Origin of the sequence: Streptomyces sp. NPDC005963 (genome assembly GCF_040638655.1) — a bacterium.
In the GTDB taxonomy this organism is placed as follows: Bacteria; Actinomycetota; Actinomycetes; order Streptomycetales; family Streptomycetaceae; genus Streptomyces.
This window is the reverse complement of record NZ_JBEXVD010000036.1, coordinates 13,852-34,197: the sequence shown is the minus strand read 5'-3', so window position 1 is coordinate 34,197 and position 20,346 is coordinate 13,852. Positions and strand designations below refer to the sequence as shown.

15 protein-coding genes are annotated in these 20,346 nt (G+C 71.5%); 6 read left to right on the top strand and 9 right to left on the bottom strand.

The annotated features are described in order from the left end of the window. Positions 1 to 14 precede the first annotated feature (14 nt). Positions 15 to 1,652, bottom strand: coding sequence for a DNA repair helicase XPB (locus ABZ348_RS31705; RefSeq protein WP_358938949.1), 1,638 nt, complete (start codon positions 1,650 to 1,652; stop codon positions 15 to 17). A 268-nt stretch (positions 1,653 to 1,920) separates the two neighbouring features. On the opposite strand from ABZ348_RS31705, the gene ABZ348_RS31700 reads away from it, so the two are divergent. Further along, the gene (locus tag ABZ348_RS31700; RefSeq protein WP_358938996.1) at positions 1,921 to 2,541 is read left to right on the top strand and encodes a VanZ family protein; all 621 of its coding nucleotides are present in this window, start codon (positions 1,921 to 1,923) and stop codon (positions 2,539 to 2,541) included. Here ABZ348_RS31700 and ABZ348_RS31695 read toward each other — a convergent pair. Beyond that, positions 2,504 to 5,023 (bottom strand): helicase C-terminal domain-containing protein, encoded by a 2,520-nt coding sequence (locus ABZ348_RS31695; protein ID WP_358938948.1) that lies wholly within the window; start codon positions 5,021 to 5,023, stop codon positions 2,504 to 2,506. The genes ABZ348_RS31700 and ABZ348_RS31695 overlap by 38 nt on opposite strands. Before the next feature lie 100 nt (positions 5,024 to 5,123). On the opposite strand from ABZ348_RS31695, the gene ABZ348_RS31690 reads away from it, so the two are divergent. Both ABZ348_RS31690 and ABZ348_RS31685 read left to right on the top strand, forming a co-directional pair. Further along, a complete protein-coding gene (locus tag ABZ348_RS31690; protein ID WP_358938946.1) occupies positions 5,124 to 6,293 on the top strand; it encodes a hypothetical protein in 1,170 nt (389 codons plus the stop codon). Between the two features lie 125 nt (positions 6,294 to 6,418). Beyond that, on the top strand, positions 6,419 to 7,084 hold the full coding sequence (locus tag ABZ348_RS31685; RefSeq protein ID WP_358938944.1) for an HAD hydrolase-like protein: 666 nt from the start codon (positions 6,419 to 6,421) through the stop codon (positions 7,082 to 7,084). A 38-nt stretch (positions 7,085 to 7,122) separates the two neighbouring features. On the opposite strand, the gene ABZ348_RS31680 is transcribed toward ABZ348_RS31685, so the two are convergent. Then, entirely contained in the window at positions 7,123 to 7,359 is a 237-nt protein-coding gene (locus ABZ348_RS31680; protein ID WP_358938942.1) for a hypothetical protein, read from the bottom strand. Between the two features lie 729 nt (positions 7,360 to 8,088). Here ABZ348_RS31680 and ABZ348_RS31675 point away from each other — a divergent pair. Then, positions 8,089 to 8,472 (top strand): cold-shock protein, encoded by a 384-nt coding sequence (locus tag ABZ348_RS31675; RefSeq protein WP_329027583.1) that lies wholly within the window; start codon positions 8,089 to 8,091, stop codon positions 8,470 to 8,472. A gap of 39 nt (positions 8,473 to 8,511) precedes the next feature. On the opposite strand, the gene ABZ348_RS31670 is transcribed toward ABZ348_RS31675, so the two are convergent. The 4 genes from ABZ348_RS31670 to ABZ348_RS31655 form a co-directional block, all read right to left on the bottom strand. Beyond that, positions 8,512 to 9,351: a 1,4-dihydroxy-6-naphthoate synthase gene (locus ABZ348_RS31670; RefSeq protein ID WP_358938940.1), complete on the bottom strand. Its 840-nt coding sequence runs from the start codon at positions 9,349 to 9,351 to the stop codon at positions 8,512 to 8,514. Further along, complete coding sequence (locus tag ABZ348_RS31665; RefSeq protein WP_358938938.1) at positions 9,348 to 10,007, bottom strand: futalosine hydrolase; 660 nt, start codon at positions 10,005 to 10,007, stop codon at positions 9,348 to 9,350. The genes ABZ348_RS31670 and ABZ348_RS31665 overlap by 4 nt, the downstream gene beginning before the upstream one ends. 16 nt (positions 10,008 to 10,023) lie before the next feature. After that, positions 10,024 to 10,503 (bottom strand): DUF2771 domain-containing protein, encoded by a 480-nt coding sequence (locus ABZ348_RS31660; RefSeq protein ID WP_358938937.1) that lies wholly within the window; start codon positions 10,501 to 10,503, stop codon positions 10,024 to 10,026. Between the two features lie 222 nt (positions 10,504 to 10,725). After that, positions 10,726 to 12,090 carry an MFS transporter gene (locus ABZ348_RS31655; RefSeq protein WP_358938935.1) on the bottom strand — a complete coding sequence of 455 codons (1,365 nt, stop codon included), beginning with the start codon at positions 12,088 to 12,090 and terminating at the stop codon, positions 10,726 to 10,728. A 463-nt stretch (positions 12,091 to 12,553) separates the two neighbouring features. Here ABZ348_RS31655 and ABZ348_RS31650 point away from each other — a divergent pair, with 463 nt between their 5' ends. Both ABZ348_RS31650 and ABZ348_RS31645 read left to right on the top strand, forming a co-directional pair. Beyond that, positions 12,554 to 13,489 (top strand): DUF3027 domain-containing protein, encoded by a 936-nt coding sequence (locus tag ABZ348_RS31650; RefSeq protein ID WP_358938933.1) that lies wholly within the window; start codon positions 12,554 to 12,556, stop codon positions 13,487 to 13,489. Positions 13,490 to 14,216: 727 nt separating this feature from the next. After that, the gene (locus ABZ348_RS31645) at positions 14,217 to 17,381 is read left to right on the top strand and encodes a molecular chaperone Hsp90 (protein WP_358938931.1); all 3,165 of its coding nucleotides are present in this window, start codon (positions 14,217 to 14,219) and stop codon (positions 17,379 to 17,381) included. Positions 17,382 to 17,445: 64 nt separating this feature from the next. On the opposite strand, the gene ABZ348_RS31640 is transcribed toward ABZ348_RS31645, so the two are convergent. Both ABZ348_RS31640 and ABZ348_RS31635 read right to left on the bottom strand, forming a co-directional pair. Further along, the gene (locus ABZ348_RS31640; RefSeq protein WP_358938929.1) at positions 17,446 to 19,908 is read right to left on the bottom strand and encodes an HAD-IC family P-type ATPase; all 2,463 of its coding nucleotides are present in this window, start codon (positions 19,906 to 19,908) and stop codon (positions 17,446 to 17,448) included. 148 nt (positions 19,909 to 20,056) lie between these two features. Beyond that, the gene (locus ABZ348_RS31635; protein ID WP_358938928.1) at positions 20,057 to 20,332 is read right to left on the bottom strand and encodes a DUF2530 domain-containing protein; all 276 of its coding nucleotides are present in this window, start codon (positions 20,330 to 20,332) and stop codon (positions 20,057 to 20,059) included. Positions 20,333 to 20,346: the final 14 nt, after the last annotated feature.

The following is a 20,346-nucleotide window of genomic DNA, read 5'->3' as shown; positions in this document are numbered from 1 at the left end:
CTCGCACGGGCCGATCAGTCGAGCAGTTCGTCCGCGTCCATGATGCGGTACGCATATCCCTGCTCCGCCAGGAACCGCTGGCGGTGCGCCGCGAAGTCCTGGTCGATCGTGTCCCGCGCGACCACCGAATAGAACCGCGCCTCATGGCCGTCCGCCTTGGGCCGCAGCACCCGGCCCAGCCGCTGGGCCTCCTCCTGCCGGGAACCGAAGGTGCCGGACACCTGGATGGCGACGGTCGCCTCCGGAAGGTCGATCGAGAAGTTGGCGACCTTCGAGACCACGAGCACCGAGATCTCGCCCTGCCGGAACGCCTCGAAGAGCTTCTCGCGCTGGGCGTTCGACGTCTCGCCCTTGATCACGGGCGCGTCGAGGTGCTCGCCGAGCTCGTCGAGCTGGTCGATGTACTGCCCGATGACCAGGGTCTGCTCGCCCTTGTGCTTGGCGACGAGCGCCTCGGTCACCTTGCGCTTGGTGGCGGTGGTGGCACAGAAGCGGTACTTCTCCTCGGTCTCAGCCGTCGCGTACGCGAGCCGCTCCGAGTCGGTGAGGTTCACCCGCACCTCCACGCAGTCCGCCGGTGCGATGTAGCCCTGCGCCTCGATCTCCTTCCACGGCGCGTCGAACCGCTTGGGACCGATCAGGGAGAACACGTCCGACTCGCGTCCGTCCTCCCGTACGAGCGTGGCGGTCAGCCCCAGGCGGCGTCTGGCCTGGAGGTCGGCGGTGAACTTGAAGACGGGCGCGGGCAGCAGGTGCACCTCGTCGTAGAGGATCAGCCCCCAGTCGCGCGAGTCGAACAGCTCCAGATGCGGATAAATGCCCTTCCGCTTGGTCGTCAGCACCTGGTAGGTGGCGATGGTGACCGGGCGGATCTCCTTCTTGGTGCCGCTGTACTCGCCGATCTCGTCCTCGGTCAACGACGTGCGCTTGATCAGCTCGTGCTTCCACTGACGGGCGGAGACCGTGTTGGTGACCAGGATCAGCGTGGTGGCCTTCGCCTGGGCCATGGCCCCCGCGCCGACCAGCGTCTTTCCTGCACCGCAGGGCAGCACCACGACGCCCGAGCCGCCGTGCCAGAAGCCTTCGACGGCCTGCTTCTGATACGGGCGCAGCGCCCAGCCGGTCTCGTCGAGATCGATGCGGTGGGCCTCACCGTCCACGTATCCGGCGTGGTCCTCGGCGGGCCAGCCCAGCTTCAGCAGGGTCTGCTTGATCTGACCGCGCTCGGAGGGGTGCACGACGACTGAGTCGGCGTCGATGCGTTCCCCGACGAGCGGCTGCACCCGCTTGGACCGCAGGATCTCCTCCAGCACCGGGCGGTCGGTGCTGGTGAGGACCAGACCGTGCGTCGGGTGCTTTGACAGGGTGAGCCGGCCGTAGCGCGCCATGGTCTCGGCGACGTCGACGAGCAGGGCGTGGGGCACGGGGTAGCGGCTGTACTCGACGAGGGCGTCCACGACCTGTTCGGCGTCATGCCCGGCGGCCCGGGCGTTCCACAGGCCGAGCGGGGTGATCCGGTAGGTGTGGATGTGCTCGGGGGCGCGCTCCAGTTCCGCGAAGGGAGCGATGACGCGGCGGCAGGCGTCGGCCAGCTCGTGGTCGACTTCGAGGAGGAGGGTCTTGTCGCTCTGGACGATGAGGGGGCCGTTCACACCTGTGCCCTTTCGGTGAGCCAAACCTCCAGTGTGCCGCATGGACGGCGGCGCGGGGTGTGACGTGGGCCGCCCCGCCCGGTGGCCGTCGCCGCCGGACACGGCGTCGGCACCTGTGTTCGACATGCCTGATCGCCGCCTTCGGGGGCATCTGCGAGACATGACCGGACCCAGGGGAGCACACAGTGAAGGGGGTACCCCGGCAGTCGCTGTCTCGGCGGACGATTCGGGTGCCCCATGGCGTACGACCGCACTGCGGCTGTTGATCATGGCGGTGGCGCTGGCGGCGCTGGTCGTGTTCTCCGTCGTGCTGGCCAGACTGACCCTCACCCCCTCGACGGCTTCGGCCGACATCGCCGGCGCCAATCTCCAGCCCGGGAAGTCGATGCGGCAGTACGCCGAGGAGTACACCTTTCTCGCCGCCTGCAAGCAGGTCGGCGGCAATCTGCTGCTCGGCGCCCCGTTCGGGCTGATCCTGCCGGTGCTCGTGCCCCGTCGGCTGCGGATGCTGCGGGTCCTGGTGTTGACCGCGATGGTGATGGTGTTCGTGGAACTCACCCAGGGGGCGCTGGTGGAGGGCCGTGCGTTCGACGTGGACGACGTCATCCTCAACACCAGCGGTGCCCTGATCGCCTATCTCGTCCTCGGACGGCGGCTGAGCCATCGCTTCCACACCCTCGCCGAACCGACACCTTCCCGTACCGTCGATGACCGCGAGGCCGTCGAAGCCGACCGGGAAGCGAACGCACCGGAGCCCGCGCCCACCGCACCCTCACTGAGCAAGCCGGCGGGCCCGGGCGGTGGCCGCACCAAGGCGCTGACCCGGCTCAGGCTCAGGTTCCGCGACGGATTCAGCTCGGATCGTCCGCGAGCTCCGCGACGCCCGTGATGCGGTGCAGGGGATAGGTGCGGACCTCGTCGGCCGTGTGGTCGTACGCGGTGACGAAGCCGCCCTCCACCCGCACCGGGGCGATCACCCGCTGGCTCGCCGCACCCTCCGCGTTCACATAGCCGATCCAGACCGCCGACCCCGTCATGGCAGCCGCCTGCACCGTGGCGAGGGTCTCGGCCGGGGTCGACCGGGGCAGCTCACCGCCCGTCGGTTGGGGTGCGTCGGCGGCCACGGGCTTCAGGGCGACCGTCGCCGCCAGATCGCCGGCGCGAATCGCCTTCACCGCAGCCCCGAGCAGCGTCGCGTCCGGCACCGGAGGACCGTCGGGCACCGGGGTCGGCGGAGTGCGCGGCGGGGTGCGGCGGGCATGGGCGCGGGCGATCATCACATCGCCGTCCGACGACTCGGCGGCGGGCGCGTACCCGAGGCCGCGCAGTCCGGTGAGCAGTCCGGCCGGGTCGGCCTGGGCCGCGAGGACCGTGGGTGCGATGCGCCGCAGGCCCAGCGACTGCGAACGCCGGTCCGCGAGGATCTCGTCCAACAGCGCCTCGTCGTCACAGCGCACGTACGAGGAGGCCGAGCCGACCCGTAGGTGTCCATGGCGACGGGCCATGTCGTCGATGAGATAGCTCAGCGGCTGCGGCACCGGCGTCCGCGAATGGGCGGCGAGGAAGGCATGCAGGTCGGACGCCGAGCGGCCGGCGTCCAAGGCGCGGCGCACCGAACCGGGGGTGAAGCGGTAGACCGTGGCGCCACCCTTGGACTCGACGTCCGCGAGGACCGCGAGGGTCTCCGCGAGAGGACGCTCCAACGGGCCCGGGGCGACCGCCGTCAGATCGGCCTGGAGCAGTACGTGGTCCAGCGGGTCGGGCAGCAACGGGGTGAGGACGCCGGCGACGGTCCGAGCCGTCTCGGGGCCCGCGGTCGCTCCCGCGCCGGGGGTGGCCGTCAGCAGCGCCCGGCCGTGGCTCGCCAAAGCGCCCCGACCGGTCACCCCCAGCGATTCCGCCTCGGCCAGGGTCCAGGACGCGATCTTGGAACGCAGATCGACCGGGCCGCCCGCCCGGTCGGCGGGGTGGCCGCTGGTGAGGGTGTTGCTCGGGGTCTGCGACCGCAGGGGACGCTCCCAGTGCAGCCGGGCCAGCAGGGTTTGGGGAACCGGTGCCGTGCCCTCCGGCAGGGCGGCCAGCAACTCCAGCACCCGTCGTCGGGTCTCCACCGTCGCCGAACGGTCCAGATCGGAGCCCAGCACCGCATAGGTGCGGCCCTTGCCGTCCAGACTGCCCACCAGACCGGACGTGCGCGTCGCCGTGAGCCAGGCGCGCGCCAACTCGGCCCAGCGTGCCGCGGGCGTGAGGGTGAGCCACTCGTCGTAGGCGGGCGTGGGCGCGTACCGCTCGTCCGCTTCACCGTCCGACGCGAGGAGCCCGGCCGCGTACGCCAACTCCAACCAGAAGGCCGCCATCGCCTCGGTGGTGTCGAGCGCGGTCGCGGTCCGCTTGAGGTCGCGCACCGAGAGGCCGCCGGCGCGCAACACGGCCGGTCCGCCCTCGTGCCAGTCCTGGAGCAGATCCTCGACCGTGGTCAGGGCGGTGAGCGCCTGGCCGGCCGCCGTCGCGTCCACGAGCTGCGGACGGCCCTCGCCCAGTGCGGAGACGGCCGGTTCGACCGCGGGCGGCACCGGCTCCGGCGAGCGGTGCGCGCGACCGGCCCGCAGGTGGAGCGCCACCTCGCGCGGCAGGACCATCGTCCGCGGCGAGGTGGGCAGCAGCAGCCCGCGATCGCGCAGCCAGCGCACGGGCGGTGTGGGACTGGACGTCACCTCGCCGTACGGGGGTCCCCAGACGAGCCGGTCCAACACGGTCAGCGCCTCGGACGGGGCGGTGTCCAGCAGGGCGGCCATCCGCTGCCGGTCGGTGAACAACGCCGTCAACCCGGCGACCGCCGACACCGGATCGTGGGTGGTCGGCAGTCCCGCCGCCGTGACGATCTCCTGGAGCCGCCCGGGCGACATCCCGGCCGTCGACTCCGCGACCGTCGGACCGAGCCCGGTGGGCGATGGACGGCTGGGGGAGGGGGCGAGCAGTTCACGTGCCGTGCGGACCAGCCGCAGCCGGTCGTCGCCGCCCCACAGCAGTGCCTGGGTGCGCAGCAGCGTCACCGCCTCCGGCAGCGCGGCTTCCACCGCGGCGTCGCCGTCGTCGCCCGCCATCAGGGCCAACAGCGTGTCGTACGACGCCTGATCAGGCGCCACGGCCAGGGCCTCCGCGGTCTGGAGCGTGAAGCGGTCGAGCCGCTCCAGGGCGCGTACGACCGAGGCCCGGGTGCCCGCTCGGGTCGCCAGCTGGGTGAGATCGCTGGGGACCGGGGACAACAGGTCGGGGCGTGCGCGCAGCAGTGCCGCGAGCTCCCCGTCGTCTCGGGAGCGCAGGGCCTCGGCCAGTGTGCGCGGGCTGCTTCCTTCGGGTGTGGTCCCCATCCGCCCCACGTTAGCCCCTGGAACGCTACGGTCTGGTGCAGGGCGGGCCGGTCCGGGGAAGACGGGACGGTCCGGGGCAGGGAACGGCAGGGGAAAGCCCGTGGGGATCGAGAGCGATCAGCTCGTCTACGACTATCTGAGCCGGGTCGGGGATCTGGCACAGCAGCGGCAGCTGCCGTCCGGCACCCGTATGCGGTTGGTGACGTCGCTGCGGGGGGAGATCGACCGGCAGCGGGCGCGCCCGCTCGGCGACAGCCCTGCTGCGGTGCGGCGCATCCTGGGGCGGCTCGGCACCCCGGACGAGGTGGTGGAGCGCGCCGGTACGGAAGATCCGTCCCCCTCGGCCGCGCCCGAGCCCTTCACCCCGCAACAGCCTGTTCCACCGATTCCACCGGCGAAGCCCGCGGATGGCGCTGAGCCGGGTGCTGCTGCGCCGGCTCCTTCTGCTGCTGCGTCTGCTCCTGCGCCTGCGTCTTCGCCGAACGGGTCTGGAAAGCCGGTGCGCCGTCGGATTCCGCGCCCGCGGAGCTGGCGCTCGGCCAAGTCCAACGGGGCCGGCGAGGTGACTGCGGAGCCGCAGTTCCCGGACGGCGGGTTGCCGCCGCACCGCGCGGGCATCGAGGAACTCGGCGACACCGACTCGGGTCTCGACGTGGACTGGTGGCGTGTCGAGTCCACACCGTTCGGCGTGGGAGAGCGGGTGCCCGGCTTCACGGGCGGGGTCGAGATCCCGGAAATACTGAAACCCCCGCCGGAAGAGGACTCCGACGAGGAAGAGGAGTCCGCCGAAGAAGGCGAGGCGACGGAGGCCGCTCGCACCGGCTGGCTGCGCTTCGTGCCCCGGCTGACGTTCGTCACCAAGCTCCGGCGCCGTCCGGTCGCCGCGGCGGTCGAGCCCGCCGCGGTTGAGCCCGCCGCCGTTTCCGGCCCGCGGTTCGGCAGTCCGCTGCTGCTGGTGGCCGCGCTGTCACTGCTGGCGGGAGCGCTGCTGGGCTCGTTGATCGCGCTCGGCCTCGGCTGGTTGCTGGCGTGGGCCTCACGAAGACTGACGGTCGTCCAGAAGAAGATCGCGGTCTTCGGTCTGCCCGGTGCCGCTTTGACGGCGGGGCTGGTCTGGCTCTGGGGGCGTTCGGCCGGGCGTTGGGGAGACGTCGTACCGCCGGACGGGATGCAGGACGCGATGGTGGAGACCTGGCCCTGGATGCTGAAGGGGGCTGCGATCGCATCGGCGCTCTATCTGGTGTGGCGGGCCCGCAAGGTCGCGGTCTGAGCCATGCACCGAGCCATGCACCGAGCCATGTACTGAGCTCGCCGTGGGACGCGGGCACAGACGTACCGGCACAGACGTACCGGCACGGACGCGCCTTGCACAGACGCACCGGCACAATGGACGCCATGGCTTCAGATCCGTCGGGTACGCCCCTCACCATCGGTTTCGACCTCGATATGACGCTCATCGACTCCCGGCCCGGAATCCATGCCGCGTTCACCGCGCTCTCCGCCGAGACCGGTGTGTGGATCGACGCCGATCTCGCGGTGAGTCGACTCGGCCCGCCGTTGGACCAGGAACTGGCGCACTGGTTCCCGGAGCAGCACATTCAAGCCATGGGGGACCGCTATCGCGAGATCTACCCCGACTACGCGATCGCCCCCACCACAGCCCTACCGGGAGCCCGTGAGGCGGTGGCCGCCGTCCAGGAGATCGGAGGGCGGGCGATCGTCGTCACCGCCAAGCACGAGCCCAACGCCCGTCTGCACCTCGCCCACCTCGGCATCGCTGCGGACGCGGTGATCGGATGGCTGTGGGCGGAGGGCAAGGCGCTGGCCCTGCGCGAGTACGGTGCCCGCGCATACGTGGGGGACCACCTCGGCGACATCAGAGGAGCACGCACCGCAGGGGCACTCGCCGTGGCAGTGCCCACCGGCCCGTGCAGCAGCACAGAGCTCCACGACGGCGGTGCCGATGTGGTCCTCGAAGACCTCCGGGCCTTCCCCGGCTGGCTGCGCGCGCACGCCGACGCATTGGCCTCGGCCGGCTCCGACGACGCATCCGGCTCCTGACGCGTTCGGCCCGCGCCTGCCCCCGCATAGGACGGGCCCTACGAGATCGAACGTGCCGCCCGTCGCTGGGCCGCGATCGACCGCAGCACCCCGGCCGCGGAGATCATGAAACCGACGCCCATCAACATGCACACCGCGTACGCGACCGGCGGAAACGGCTCGGTCCCCAGGAAGAGGGGGGCGAAGGTCACCAAAGTGGCCACCGCGCCGACGATGAAGACGACGGCCCCGATGCGGACGAGCCCGTCACCCGGGTCGGAAGGAGTAGCTGTCATCCGGCCAGGGTAGTTCCCGCCGGCGCAGGAACGATCCGGGGGCGTCGGATCGTCGCCGCCGAACCATCGGACCGGAGGCGCACCGATGGACAGCCGGAGTCGACCGCATCGACCGGGCCGAACAGGTGCCGGGCCGGTGCTTCGACGATTGCGTTCCCTGAGGGACGGTCGCGTTCCATGAGTTCCGTACGCGGATCGCGTGCGCACGGGCCCGTACCGACGCACCACACCGAACGACGCACCGCACCGAACACCGACGCAATGCGGAAGCCCGTATCGAGACATGCGCGAGCATCGGCCCGCTCCTCTTCCCCCGGTGGCTCGTTCCTTGCGGAAGGGCCCTTTCCGCACTCGTTCTTCGGGGCGTGAACGGCCTTACGCGATTCGCCGGTCCCGTCGCGCTCCTGCGGTGTCGTCGGATGGTTTTCCGATCTCCGTACCCCCACCTGTCCAATCGCCCTCCTGCATTCACCACGGGAGGGGGATTCGCCGTATGCGCGAGGGGTATCCACTGTCGGGTCGTCACCGACATGTGCTGTGATGTGCGTGCCTTCTCGCCTCCGAGCGAGCTGCGATCATTGTCGGCCACCGCCAGTGGCCCGATGGGTGGAGCGGCTTGACGGGGGGTATCAAGCTGGGGAGGCTTCAAACGGCAGGCACGAGCGAGCGCTGGATAGCCTGACCCGCGGAAACAGTGGTTCGGCTGACTGGTGGAATGGGGTGCGTGCTTTGCCTACCGGCAAGGTCAAATGGTTCAACAGCGAGAAAGGCTTCGGCTTTCTCTCCCGCGACGACGGCGGCGACGTCTTCGTGCACTCGTCAGTGCTGCCCGACGGCATCGATTCGCTCAAGCCCGGTCAGCGGGTGGAATTCGGTGTGGTCGCCGGACAACGGGGCGACCAGGCGCTGTCGGTGACCGTCCTCGACCCCACTCCTTCCGTCGCTGCCGCCCAGCGGCGCAAGCCCGATGAACTGGCGTCGATCGTGCAGGACCTGACGACCCTGCTGGAGAACATCACCCCGATGCTGGAGCGCGGTCGCTACCCCGACAAGGTCCACGGCAAGAAGATCGCGGGTCTGCTCAGGGCGGTGGCGGATCAGCTCGACGTCTGATTCCGACAAGCGTCCCGGGCCGCCGAACGGCCGGGGATCTCACACGAACGCGAGTGCATGCGGGCCGAGGGGCGGTACCAACCCCTCGGCCGCTGCGCGTGTCAGCAGTCCGCGCACGGCCGCGTAACCGTCCTCGCCGAGGTCCGCCGTGAACTCGTTGACGTAGAGACCGATGTGCTGATCGGCGACGCTCGGGGACATCTCCTGGGCGTGCGCCCGCACATAGGGCCGCGACGCCTCGGGATCGTCCCAGGCCATCCGCACCGACGTGCGGATCGTGGCGGCGAGTTGCCGGAGGGTCTCCTCGCCCAGCGAGCGCTTGGCGATGATGGCGCCCAGGGGGATCGGCAGACTGGTGGTCGACTCCCAGTGCTCCCCGAGGTCGGCCAGCCGGTGCAGCCCGTACTCCTGGTAGGTGAAGCGCGCCTCGTGGATCACCAGACCGGCGTCCACCTTGCCCTCCTGCACCGCGGGCATGATCTCGTGGAAGGGCATCACCACGACCTGCCCCACCCCGCCGGGCACCAGGTCCGCCGCCCAGAGCCGGAACAGCAGATACGCCGTCGAGCGCTCGCTCGGCACCGCGACCGTCTTGCCCGTCAGATCCGTGCCGGGCGCACGGGTGAGCACCAGGGGGCCGCAGCCGCGCCCCAGTGCGCCGCCGCAGGGCAGCAGGGCGTACTCCTCCAGAACCCAGGGGAGCACCGCGTAGGAGACCTTGAGGACGTCGAGCTGGCCGCGCTCGGCCATGCCGTTGGTGATGTCGATGTCCGCGAACGTCACGTCGATGGCGGGTGCCCCGGGCACCCGGCCGTGCGCCCAGGCATCGAAGACGAAGGTGTCGTTCGGGCAGGGCGAGTACGCGATGCGCAGGGTCACGGCGACTCCTCTAGGAGCGGGCGAAGGGCGCGGAAGGCGCCCTCCAGCGAGGTGAGGGCCTCTTTGATGCGCCAGGCGGACCGGTCGCGCGGGCCCACCGCATTGGAGACTGCCCGGATCTCCAGTACCGGAACGCCCTGGGCGGCTGCTGCTTCGGCAACGCCGAAGCCCTCCATCGCCTCGGCGCCGGCGCCCGGATGACGGGAGCTCAGCTCGGCGGCGCGGGCGGCCGTGCCGGTGACGGTCGAGACCGTGAGCACGGGGGCGTGGAGCGCATCGAGCGCCCGCGCGGCGCGGGCGGCGAAGGCGGCGGGCGGGCGGTGGGTCGAATGTCCGAAACCGAGCTCGACGACGGGGATGAAGCCGTCGGCGGTCTCCGCCCCGAGGTCCGCGGCGACGATGGCGTCGGCGACGACGAGCGAACCGACGGGCGCCCCGGGCTGGAAGCCGCCGCCGATGCCCGCCGAGACGACCAGGTCGTACGCGCCCTTGGCCAGGGCGGTCGCGGTCGCCGCCGCTGCGGCGCCAGGACCCACGCCACCCGCCACGACATCAACCCGGTGGTCCGGATCGACGCCGTCCAACAGGGCAGCGGGAAGTCCGGCGGTGACGGATTCGGCCTCCGCCACCACCGCGGTCACCACGAGTACGCGCACGCTCGGCCTCCTGGGGTCAGGACTTCTTCTCCAGCGTGAAGTGCCAGATGCCCAGGACCTTGCTGCCCTTGCTCTCCATGATGCTCACGTTCACCTTGTTGACCGGTTCCCCGGTCTGCGACGCGAAGAAGGCGCTGGCGGGGATGGTCCGGTACGTCTTCTTGTACGGCTCCTCCTCGGCGCGCTGGCCACCGAGGAAGAGGGACCAGCCGTTCTCCGCGATCTCGGTGTCGACACCGAAGCGGATCTTGTCGTCCAGTGCGACCTTGACGGTCTTTCCGCTGGACTTGGACAGGCAGCCCTGGACCTTGGACTCTGCGAGGGCCTTGCCGTCGTTGTAGCAGGCCGCCTCGGAGTTGACGGATTCCGTCCCCACCGTGATGGTCGCCAGCGGCGTCGGCTTGTCGCAGGCGGAGAGTACGAGGAGCCCGGCGGAGACGGCACCGATGGTGGCAGCGGCCCGGCGGCGCTTGCCCGAGAAGAACGCAACGGTCATGGCCGAAAGGCTATCGGTCCCGCCGCGCCTGGTTGTGTGGGGGTCCGGCGCGCCGTGCGGACACCGTGTCCGACCCCCGCTTTCACCGGGCAGCCGACCGGGTGTCGGTGGCGCTCCCCGCAGCGATCCACGGACCCTGCGGCCCACCGGTTCGGTGCCCGCGACCGGTGCTCGTGGCCGGTGCGCTTCTGCTCGTGGCCGGTGCACTTCGTGCTGGGGGCGCTAGGCCACGCGCGGTCGGGCGTTGCCGCTGCCGCTCCCCCGGGCCGCCTCCAGCAGCCCCCGTACGGAAGCGGTCGCTCCGGTGAGGATGATGGCGGCGGCCACGGACATGCCCAGCACCCCGTTCAGCGGTAGGACGATGCCGATCGCCCCGCCCACCACCCATGACATCTGCAACAGGGTCTCGGAACGGGCGAAGGCGGACGTGCGGATCTCCTCGGGGACGTCCCGCTGGATCGTCGCGTCCAGCGACAGCTTCGCCAGTGCCTGGCAGAGGCCGGCCGTCGCTCCCAGCACCGCCACCATGCCGGCGCCGAAGAAAATCGCGGCCAGGATCGCCGCCGTCAGGACCATGCCCTGTACGGTCGCGATGATCATTTCGGGGGCGCGGGCCTTGAGCCAGGCGCCCACCGTCGTACCCAGCGCGTTGCCCAGCCCCGCTGCGACACCCACTATCCCCAGGGACAGGGCGGCGCTCTGCCCGTCCAGCGGATGTTCGCGCAGCAGGAAGGCCAGGAAGAAGATCAAGAAACCGGAGAGCATCCGGAACGCCGCGTTCGCCTGGAGTCCGTGCACCACGGAGGGGCCCACCGACCGCAGGCTCGGCTTCTTCTCGCCGTGGGCGAGGATGCGGACCTTGCGCTCGCCTTTCGCCGAGTCGACCTTGGGCGGCATCCGCAGGGCCCAGAAGGTCCCCAGCAGAAAGAGCACGCACGCCCCGTACAGCGGCCACTGGTGCCCCACCTGTTGCAGTCCGGCCGCGATGGGCGCGGCGGCGCCCGTGGCCAGCAGGCCCGCAAGGGTGACCCGTGAGTTCGCCTTCACCAGCGAGAACCCGGGGGGCAACAGCCGCGGAACGACCGCGCTGCGGACCACCCCATACGCCTTGGACGCGACCAGCACGCCCAGCGCCGCCGGATACAGCTCCAGCCCGCCCGTCGCCACCAGCACCGACATCATGACCGCCAGCACGGCCCGCGTCAGCATGGCTCCCGCCATCGCAGCGCGCCGACCGTGCGGGATGCGGTCCAGCAGCGGCCCGATCACCGGCGCCAGCAGAGCGAAGGGCGCGAGGGTGATCGCGAGGTAGAGCGTGACCCGCCCGCGCGCCTCGTCCGTCGGTACGGAGAAGAAGACGGTGGACGCCAGGGCGACGGTGATCATGACGTCGCCGGCGCCGTTCACGGCGTGCAGTTCGATCAGTTTGCCGAGGCCCGATTCGCCCGCGCCGTGCGCGTGGGTCGCCTTGCGGATGCCGCGTGCCGTGCCCGTGAACGGCAGGTGCAGCGCACGGCCGATCGCCCGGCCCGCTCGTGCGAACGGACCGGGCCTCTCCGATGAGCTCGCGGCTGCCACCTGGCCCATAGTGCCCCAAGGGCGGGCCCCAAGAGGTCTGATGCGGCGTTGTTCCGGTGTCCTTCGTGGTCACGTACGGCCGCAGGGACCCACCCGTGCGGGGGTGCGGGCCACCGGTGCGCAGTAAGCGCGGGCCTGCCGTCCCCGGGAGTCGTCGGCGACTCGTTGATGTCTCGTTGATGTCTCGGGGACGTCTCAGTGGTCGCTGATCAGCTGTTGATCGGCCCCTTCTTGGAGCGCGCAGGTGGGCTCGGCGCTGCGGAGGGGGTAGCGTGCGTAGGGCGCCACCGGCGATTGTTCTCGGCCGCGCTCCTCTTCGGCATCCCGCAGAATGGATGACGGTAGGTGTGCCCGGGACGCTTTGGTTCGGGCGCGGACGTCGATGCGGCCCCCTGGTCCGCTCCGCCTGCGGCTCGAACCTCACGAATCGGTCGGCGCACCCGTGAGACGGCGTAGGAGAGAAGCGAGACCTGTGAGTGCTGCGACGACGCGAAGCCGTACCCCCGACCGCCTGTGCGCCGAGGCGGTAGACCTCGCCAGGGAGGCGGCCGAGGAGGCCGCGGCCCCGGGGGTGGTGGGTGAGCATGTGTCCCTGGTCTCCGAGGGGGACCGTGTCGTCACACACTTCTTCGAATCGAAGGAACTCGGCTACCGCGGGTGGCGCTGGGCGGTGACGGTCGCCCGGGCATCGCGGGCCAAGATCGTCACCATTGATGAAACCGTCCTGCTGCCGGGCCCCGACGCGCTGCTGGCCCCCGAATGGGTGCCGTGGAGCGAACGGCTGCGACCGGGTGACATGGGCCCCGGCGATCTGCTGCCGACCGAGGCGGAGGATCTCCGGCTGGAGCCTGGCTTCACCGGCGAGGACGCGCCCCCGCCGAACTCGATCATCGCCGAGACCTCCCACGACCTGGTCGAACGCGTCGACGCGGAGGACGCGGAGCTCGTCGACCGAGCCCCTGCGGACACGGTCCTCAACGCCCGGGGCGAGCTGGCGGCCATCGCCGAGGAGCTCGGGATGCGCCGGGCGCGGGTGCTCTCGCGCTATGGGCTCCACATCGCGGCGGACCGCTGGGACGAGTCCTTCGGGCCGAAGACCCCCATGGCACAGGCCGCCCCCGCTGCCTGTGTGACCTGCGGGTTCCTGGTGCCCCTTGCGGGATCGCTCCGACAGGCGTTCGGGGTCTGCGCCAATGAGTTCTCACCCGCGGACGGACGCGTGGTGTCCCTCGGCTACGGCTGCGGCGGACATTCGGAGGCCGCGGTGATGCCCAAGCCGCCGCAGCCCGCACCACCGGTCTTCGACTCCATGGGAACGGACGAGTTCCGGCTCCACCCGGACCGGGAGGGCGCCACCGTGCCCCCGGGCCCGGAGGGTGTCGAGGATGAGGACCTCGGCCACTCCTGATCCGGCGCCGGCCAGGAAGGCCCTGATCACCCGGGTGGTTCGCGACCACTCGGACACGTCCCGGACGACACGGTTCCCGCCTGGGCGTGCGGTACGGGGTGGCCGTCTGGTCCCGTGGTTCCCCGGCGCCCGCGTTCGCGTATGACGGCCCCGGTGGGAGCGTCGGCACGCGCTGACGGCTGCGGAGCTCCTCGGCGGACATTCACGGCGGGGTCCTCGCGTGCACGGCGGAGGCCACCGGCCGTCCCGCCCGTTCGCGGCACGGAATCCATCTGGTTCCGGCCATGTTCGAACCGTATTCAGGTCGGACCGCGCTGCCCCCGCCCGCCCGAACGGGTGCCCAGCGGTCCCGTACGACCCCTGCGACTCCGTCCCGGCGGTTCGAGGGACGGTCGCCAAGCCGTCGAACCCGCCCGTGGCACGGGCTTGGTGACAGCGGCTCGGATGGCGCGCCCCCGTGCCGAACCTTCCGTCGCCCGGTGGAACCGCACCGACTGCGATGAGCCAGGGCGGGGAACAAGAGCGCCGAGAAGGCCCCGCCGCCGCCCCCTGCCGTACCCGCCGACCAGGTCCGACCAGCCCGTACCTCCGCGGCCTGGACCGACCGACAGCGGCGCACGATAGCGTCACCTCCCTTGCGGGGAGCGCTCCCCGCAACCCAGGCATGTACCTTCGGCCCCAGTAGGGCCGGAGGAGACCGCGTCACCGGAAAGAGCGGAGTCACACCGTGAGCGTCACGACCACCGAGGGCGCCGACCCGTTCGAGACCGCACGGCTGCGGCGCGGCGTACTCGACGCCTGGCGTGCCAGCCCCGCCAGGTTCCGCGAGGACGCCAACGCCGAAGAGGACCTCGTCCTCGGCGGCTACCGTGACCGGCTCGTCGTCGAACTCGCCCAGAACGCGGCCGACGCCGCCGCCCGCACCGGAGCACCCGGCCGACTGCGCCTCACCCTCAAGCCCGCCGTCGGCGACACCCCCGCCGTCCTGGCCGCCGCCAACACCGGCGCCCCCCTCGACACGGCCGGCGTGGAATCCCTCAGCACCCTGCGCGCCTCCGCCAAGCGCGACGCGGCGGACAGCAGCGTCGGCCGGTTCGGCGTCGGATTCGCCGCCGTACTCGCCGTCAGCGACGAACCCGCCGTCGTCGGTCGACACGGCGGAGTGCGCTGGTCGCTGGCCGAAGCCCGCAACCTCGTCGACGAAGCAGCCGCCACCAGCCCCGGGCTCGCCGAAGAGCGACGCCGGCGCGACGGCCATGTGCCCCTGTTGAGGCTGCCCCTGCCCGCCGAAGGCACCGCACCCGACGGCTACGACACGGTCGTCGTCCTTCCGCTGCGCGACGGCTCGGCGGTCGACCTCGTCGAACGACTGCTGACCGACGTCGACGACGCCCTGCTGCTCACCCTCGCCGGACTCGCCGAAGTCGTCATCGAGACCCCGGACGGGGTGCGCACCCTGCGCCGCTCGGAACAGGCCCCGTACGTCGACGTCCAAGACAGCGAACGCGGCGACCGGCGCTGGCGGGTCATCAGCCACAGCGGTGACATCGCTCCCGAACTGCTCGTCGACCGGCCCGTGGAGGAACGACTCCGGCCGCACTGGACACTCACCTGGGCCGTCCCCGTGGACGCCGAAGGCGCCCCCGACCGGCCGCGCACCGCACCCGTCGTCCATGCGCCCACGCCCACCGACGAACTGCTGGGCGTGCCCGCGCTGCTCATCGCATCACTGCCGCTGGACACCACCCGCCGGCACCCCGCCCCCGGTCCGCTCACCGACTTCCTCGTCGAACGGGCCGCCGACGCCTACGCCGAACTCCTCGGCACCTGGCAGCCAGTCGCCCGCACCACCATCGACCTGGTTCCCGGGCCGCTCGGCAAGGGCGGTCTCGATGGCGCCCTGCGCGAGGCGATCCTGCGCCTCCTGCCGCGCACCGCGTTCCTCGAATCCGCCGCTCCCCGCGGCGACGCCGACCACCCCGAGCCGATCGACACGGGACTGCCGGACCGTCAGGTGCCGGGTGCGCTGCGCCCGATCGAAGCCGAAGTCCTCGAAGGCGCCGGCGCAGAAACCGTCCAGGTCCTCTCGGAGGTGCTGCCGAGCCTGTTGCCCGCGGGGCTGGAGCGCCGCGTCGAACTGCGTACCCTCGGCGTCGCCCGCGTACCGCTGACCGAGGCCATCGACCGGCTCGCCGGCATCGAACGTGACACCGACTGGTGGCGGCGGCTGTACGACAGCCTGGCCGGAGTCGACCCCGATCGGCTCTCGGGACTTCCCGTACCGCTGGCCGACGGACGGACCGTCATCGGCCCCCGCCAGACCCTGCTCCCGCTGGCCGACACCCCGCCGCGGCTCGCCCGTCTCGGCCTCAAGGTCGTCCACCCGGACGCCGCCCATCCGCTCCTGGAGAAGCTGGGCGCCCTGCCCGCTACACCACGCGCCGTACTGACGACGCCCCAGGTGCGGGCGGCCGTCGCCGGCTCGCTCGACGAGGGGGAACTCTTCGACTTCGGCGACGAGGACGCACCCGACGCCGAGGAACTCGCCGACACCGTGCTCTCACTGGTCCGGGACGCGGATCTCGAACCGGGCGACGAGCCCTGGCTCGGGGCGCTCGCCCTCCCCGACGAGGACGGCGAACTCGCACCTGCCGGTGAGCTGGTCCTCCCCGGGAGCCCGTTCGCGCTGGTCATGCGTCGGGACGAGCTGGCCCTGTGCGACGGCGACCTGGCGGCGCGCTGGGGCGAACAGCCGCTGGCCGCCTGTGGAGTGCTCGCCAACTTCGCCCTCGTACGGGCCACCGACGTGGTCCTCGACCCCGACGAGCTCGAACCCCGCGAAGGCGATTACGCGGAACCCGATGACGCCGGGCTGCTCGACGCGGTCGACGTCTGGTGCGAGGACGCGCTCGACCGGCTCCCCGAGACCGCGGTGCCACCCGTCGCCACGGAGATCGTCGCCGTACGGGACCTCGAACTGGTCGACGACGACTGCTGGCCCCAAGCGTTGGCCCTGCTGGCGCAGCCGCCGCTGCGGGACGCGCTGACCCAGCCCGTGCGCGTGCTCCTGCCGGACGGTACGACGCAGACCGTGCGCTCCCACACCGCCTGGTGGCTGCGCGACCACCCCGTACTCGACGGTCGGCGGCCGGCGGGTCTGCGCGCGGCCGGCGGTGACCCCCTGCTGGACGGGCTGTACGAAGCCGTGGACGCGACCGGTTTCGACGACGTCCAGGTACTGCGGGCCCTCGGTGTGCGGACCTCGCTCGGTGTGCTCCTCGACGAGCCCGGTGGCGCCGCGGAGCTGCTCGGCCGCCTCGCCGACCCCGATCTGCCGGTGCACCCCGCCCAACTGCACGGCATCTACACCGCCCTCGCCGACCTCGACCCCGAGCAGGTCACCCTGCCCGACGATCTGCGGGCCGTGGTCGACGGCGTCGTACGGGTCGTCGACGCCCGGGACGCCCTGGTCGCCGACACCCCCGATCTGCTGCCCCTCACCGGAGGGCTGCCCCTGCTGCCGGTGGCTCCCGAGCGCGCAGCGGACCTGGCCGAACTGTTCCAGGTGCGCCGGCTCAGCGAGAGCGTCACGGCCGAGGTCACCACGGAGGGCGAGGAGCACGAGGTGCCCGAGTCGGTACGGGTGCTCCTGGGGCCGCTCGTGCCGCGGAGCTACGTCGAGCACGAGGAACTCATCGCCGGCGGGGCGGAGCTCCAGTGGCGCCGCACCCCGGACGGAGTGGTGCACGCGGCGACGTTGGAGGGCGTGGCGGCGGGGCTGGCCTGGTCGGCGGGGCAGTGGCCGCGCCGCTTCGAGGTCGCCGCACTGCTGGAGGACCCGTCGCGGACGGCCGAACTGGGTCGGGACCGCTGGTTCGACCCGCTGCGCTGACCGGCGGCGGTCGACGCTGACGGAGGGGGAGCGGCCATCTCGCCGTTCCCCCGCCCCGCCCGCGTCAGGCGGGGTGCTTGCGGTCCACCCAGCGCCAGCTGACCTCCAGCAGGACCGCCCCCGCGGCGGCGACCGCCACCGCCGTCCACGGCAACTGGACGCCCACGAGCTTCAGCGCGAAGAACTCCTGGAGCCACGGCACGACCAGCACGATCACAAAGCCGAGGGCCATCGCCGCCACCAGGCACAGCCGCCACCAGGTGTACGGCCTGGCGATGATGGCGAGCACCCAGATGGAGACCAGGAACAGGGTCAGCGTCGCGGCGCTGGTCTCCGCTTCCAGGGAGCCCGGGCCGCTGTAGTGGGAGCGGGCGAGCAGATAGGTGCTGAAGGTGGCCGCCGCGGCGATCACCCCCGCGGGCACGGCGTACCGCATCACCCTGCTGACGAAGTGCGGCCGGGCGCGCTCCTTGTTGGGGGCGAGCGCGAGGAAGAACGCCGGCACCCCGATCGTCAGGGTGGACAGCAGGGTGAGGTGCCGGGGCAGGAACGGGTACTCGACCTGGCTGCACACGACCAGGACGGCGAGGAGGACCGAGTACACCGTCTTCGTCAGGAACAGCGTGGCGACGCGCGTGATGTTGCCGATGACCCGTCGTCCTTCGGCCACCACGGACGGCAGGGTCGCGAAACTGTTGTTGAGCAGCACGATCTGGGCGACCGCCCGGGTGGCCTCCGAGCCGGAACCCATCGCCACGCCGATGTCGGCGTCCTTGAGCGCGAGGACGTCATTGACCCCGTCGCCGGTCATGGCCACCGTATGACCGCGGGACTGGAGCGCACCCACCATGTCCCGCTTCTGCTGGGGCGTGACGCGACCGAACACCGAGCCCGCTTCTAGGTCGCTCGCCATCGCGTCCCGCTCGGTGGGCAGCCGACGGGCGTCCACGGTGTGCTCGGCACCGGGCAGACCCAGCTTCGCGGCCACGGCACCCACCGAGACCGCGTTGTCCCCGGAGATCACCTTGGCGGCGACGTCCTGTTCGGCGAAGTACCGCAGGGTGTCGGACGCGTCGGGCCGCAACCGCTGCTCCAGCACGACGAGCGCGATCGCCTCCGCGCCGGTCGCGGCCTGTGGGGAGTCGAGCTCGGCCGCGGACCGGGCGAGCAGTAGGACCCGCAGTCCCTGCCGGTTCAGCCGTTCGGTGGCGGCGAGCGCCGGATCGCCGTCGGCCAGCAGCACATCGGGGGCACCCAGCAGCCAGGTCGTCGTCCCCTCGCCGTCGAAGAGACGCGCACCGCTGTACTTGCGGGCCGATGAGAACGGCAGCGACTGCACGGGCTTGAGGGTGCCGTCGTCGGGATGTGCGTCGATGACGGCCGCGAGCGAGGCGTTGGGGCGCGGGTCGGAGGCACCGAGCGCGCCCAGTACCCGGCGTACGGACGCTGCGTCCGCTTCGCCGAGGGGTCGGACCTCGGTGACGTCCATCCCACCCTCGGTGAGGGTGCCGGTCTTGTCGAGACAGACCACGTCGACCCGGGCCAGTCCCTCGATCGCGGGCAGCTCCTGCACCAGGCACTGCTTGCGTCCCAGCCGTACGACCCCGATGGCGAAGGCGACGGACGTCAACAGCACCAGACCCTCGGGGATCATCGGCACGATGCCGCCGACGGTCCGGGCGATGGAGTCCTTGAAGTTGTTGTCCTTGACAATGAGCTGGCTGATGATGAGCCCCGTCGCGGTGGGGACCATCATCCAGGTCACGTACTTGAGGATCGTGCTGATGCCGCTGCGCAACTCGGAGTGGACGAGGGTGAAGCGGGACGCCTCCTCGGCGAGCTGTGCCGCGTACGCCTCGCGTCCCACCTTCGTCGCCTCGAACGCCCCGCCGCCCGCGACCACGAAGCTCCCGGACATCACCGGGTCCCCGGGTTGCTTGACCACCGGGTCGGCCTCGCCCGTCAGCAGGGATTCGTCGATCTCCAGACCGTCGGCCTCCGCGACCACGCCGTCGACGACGACCTTGTCCCCGGGCCCGAGTTCGATGAGGTCGCCGAGGACGATGGCGGAGGTCGAGATCTCGGCGGCGCTCCCGTCGCGCCGGACGGTCGGTTTGGCCTCGCCGATGACCGCGAGTCCGTCGAGGGTCTTCTTGGCGCGCAGTTCCTGGACGATGCCGATGCCGGTGTTGGCGATGATGACGAAGCCGAACAGGCTGTCCTGGATCGGTGCGACGAAGAGCATGATCACCCAGAGGATGCCGATGATGGCGTTGAAGCGGGTGAAGACATTGCCCCGCACGATGTCCACGGTCGACCGGGACGACCGTACGGGTACGTCATTGACCTCGCCCCGCGCGATGCGCTCCTCGACCTCGGCGGTGGTCAGCCCACCGGGCGCGGTCGACACCTCCCTGCGACCCGCGGGCGGCTCCACGGGGTGTACGGGGTCGAGTTCGGCACCCGCACTGATGGAGGGGCCGCCCGGCTCCGGGCCTTCCGCGTCGATCCTCGCCCGCTGACTCATGGTTCGTACGGTACGGCCGGTGCGACGGCTTCACCCGCCGTGGCGGGGCGGTCGGCCGGAACGGATCAGCAAGGCCGTGGGGCCGCTGTGCGGGGAGGGCGGGCGACCAGTCCAGATCGCGCCAACTCGGGGTGCCTCTGCAACACCCTCAGAGTGCAGGGGGTGTCGCCGATCGTTCCGCGGCTGCCGAGCGCTTGATGGCCGCGTCCCGCTTGCGCACGTACCAGATGCCGATCAGCCCCAGTCCGGCGCCGGCCAGACAGGTCCACACCCACCACATCAGATCGCGGTCGGCGAACCAGTTGTAGAAGGGGATCTGCACCAGGAAGAGGACGAACCAGACGACGGTGCCGCCGGTGATGGTGGCGACGACGGGCCCCTCCAGGGGCTCGGGTGCCTCGTGTCGGGGGGTCCACTTCGCCATGGGGACAGTGTAGG

What these genes read in the sequence shown, in the direction of transcription:
- ABZ348_RS31700 (WP_358938996.1), top strand. Translation starts at nt 1,921, where the DNA reads ATGGCGGTGGCGCTGGCGGCGCTGGTCGTGTTCTCCGTCGTGCTGGCC.
- ABZ348_RS31695 (WP_358938948.1), bottom strand. Translation starts at nt 5,023, where the DNA reads ATGGGGACCACACCCGAAGGAAGCAGCCCGCGCACACTGGCCGAGGCC.
- ABZ348_RS31685 (WP_358938944.1), top strand. Translation starts at nt 6,419, where the DNA reads ATGGCTTCAGATCCGTCGGGTACGCCCCTCACCATCGGTTTCGACCTC.
- ABZ348_RS31680 (WP_358938942.1), bottom strand. Translation starts at nt 7,359, where the DNA reads ATGACAGCTACTCCTTCCGACCCGGGTGACGGGCTCGTCCGCATCGGG.
- ABZ348_RS31660 (WP_358938937.1), bottom strand. Translation starts at nt 10,503, where the DNA reads ATGACCGTTGCGTTCTTCTCGGGCAAGCGCCGCCGGGCCGCTGCCACC.
- ABZ348_RS31655 (WP_358938935.1), bottom strand. Translation starts at nt 12,090, where the DNA reads ATGGGCCAGGTGGCAGCCGCGAGCTCATCGGAGAGGCCCGGTCCGTTC.
- ABZ348_RS31640 (WP_358938929.1), bottom strand. Translation starts at nt 19,908, where the DNA reads ATGAGTCAGCGGGCGAGGATCGACGCGGAAGGCCCGGAGCCGGGCGGC.
- ABZ348_RS31635 (WP_358938928.1), bottom strand. Translation starts at nt 20,332, where the DNA reads ATGGCGAAGTGGACCCCCCGACACGAGGCACCCGAGCCCCTGGAGGGG.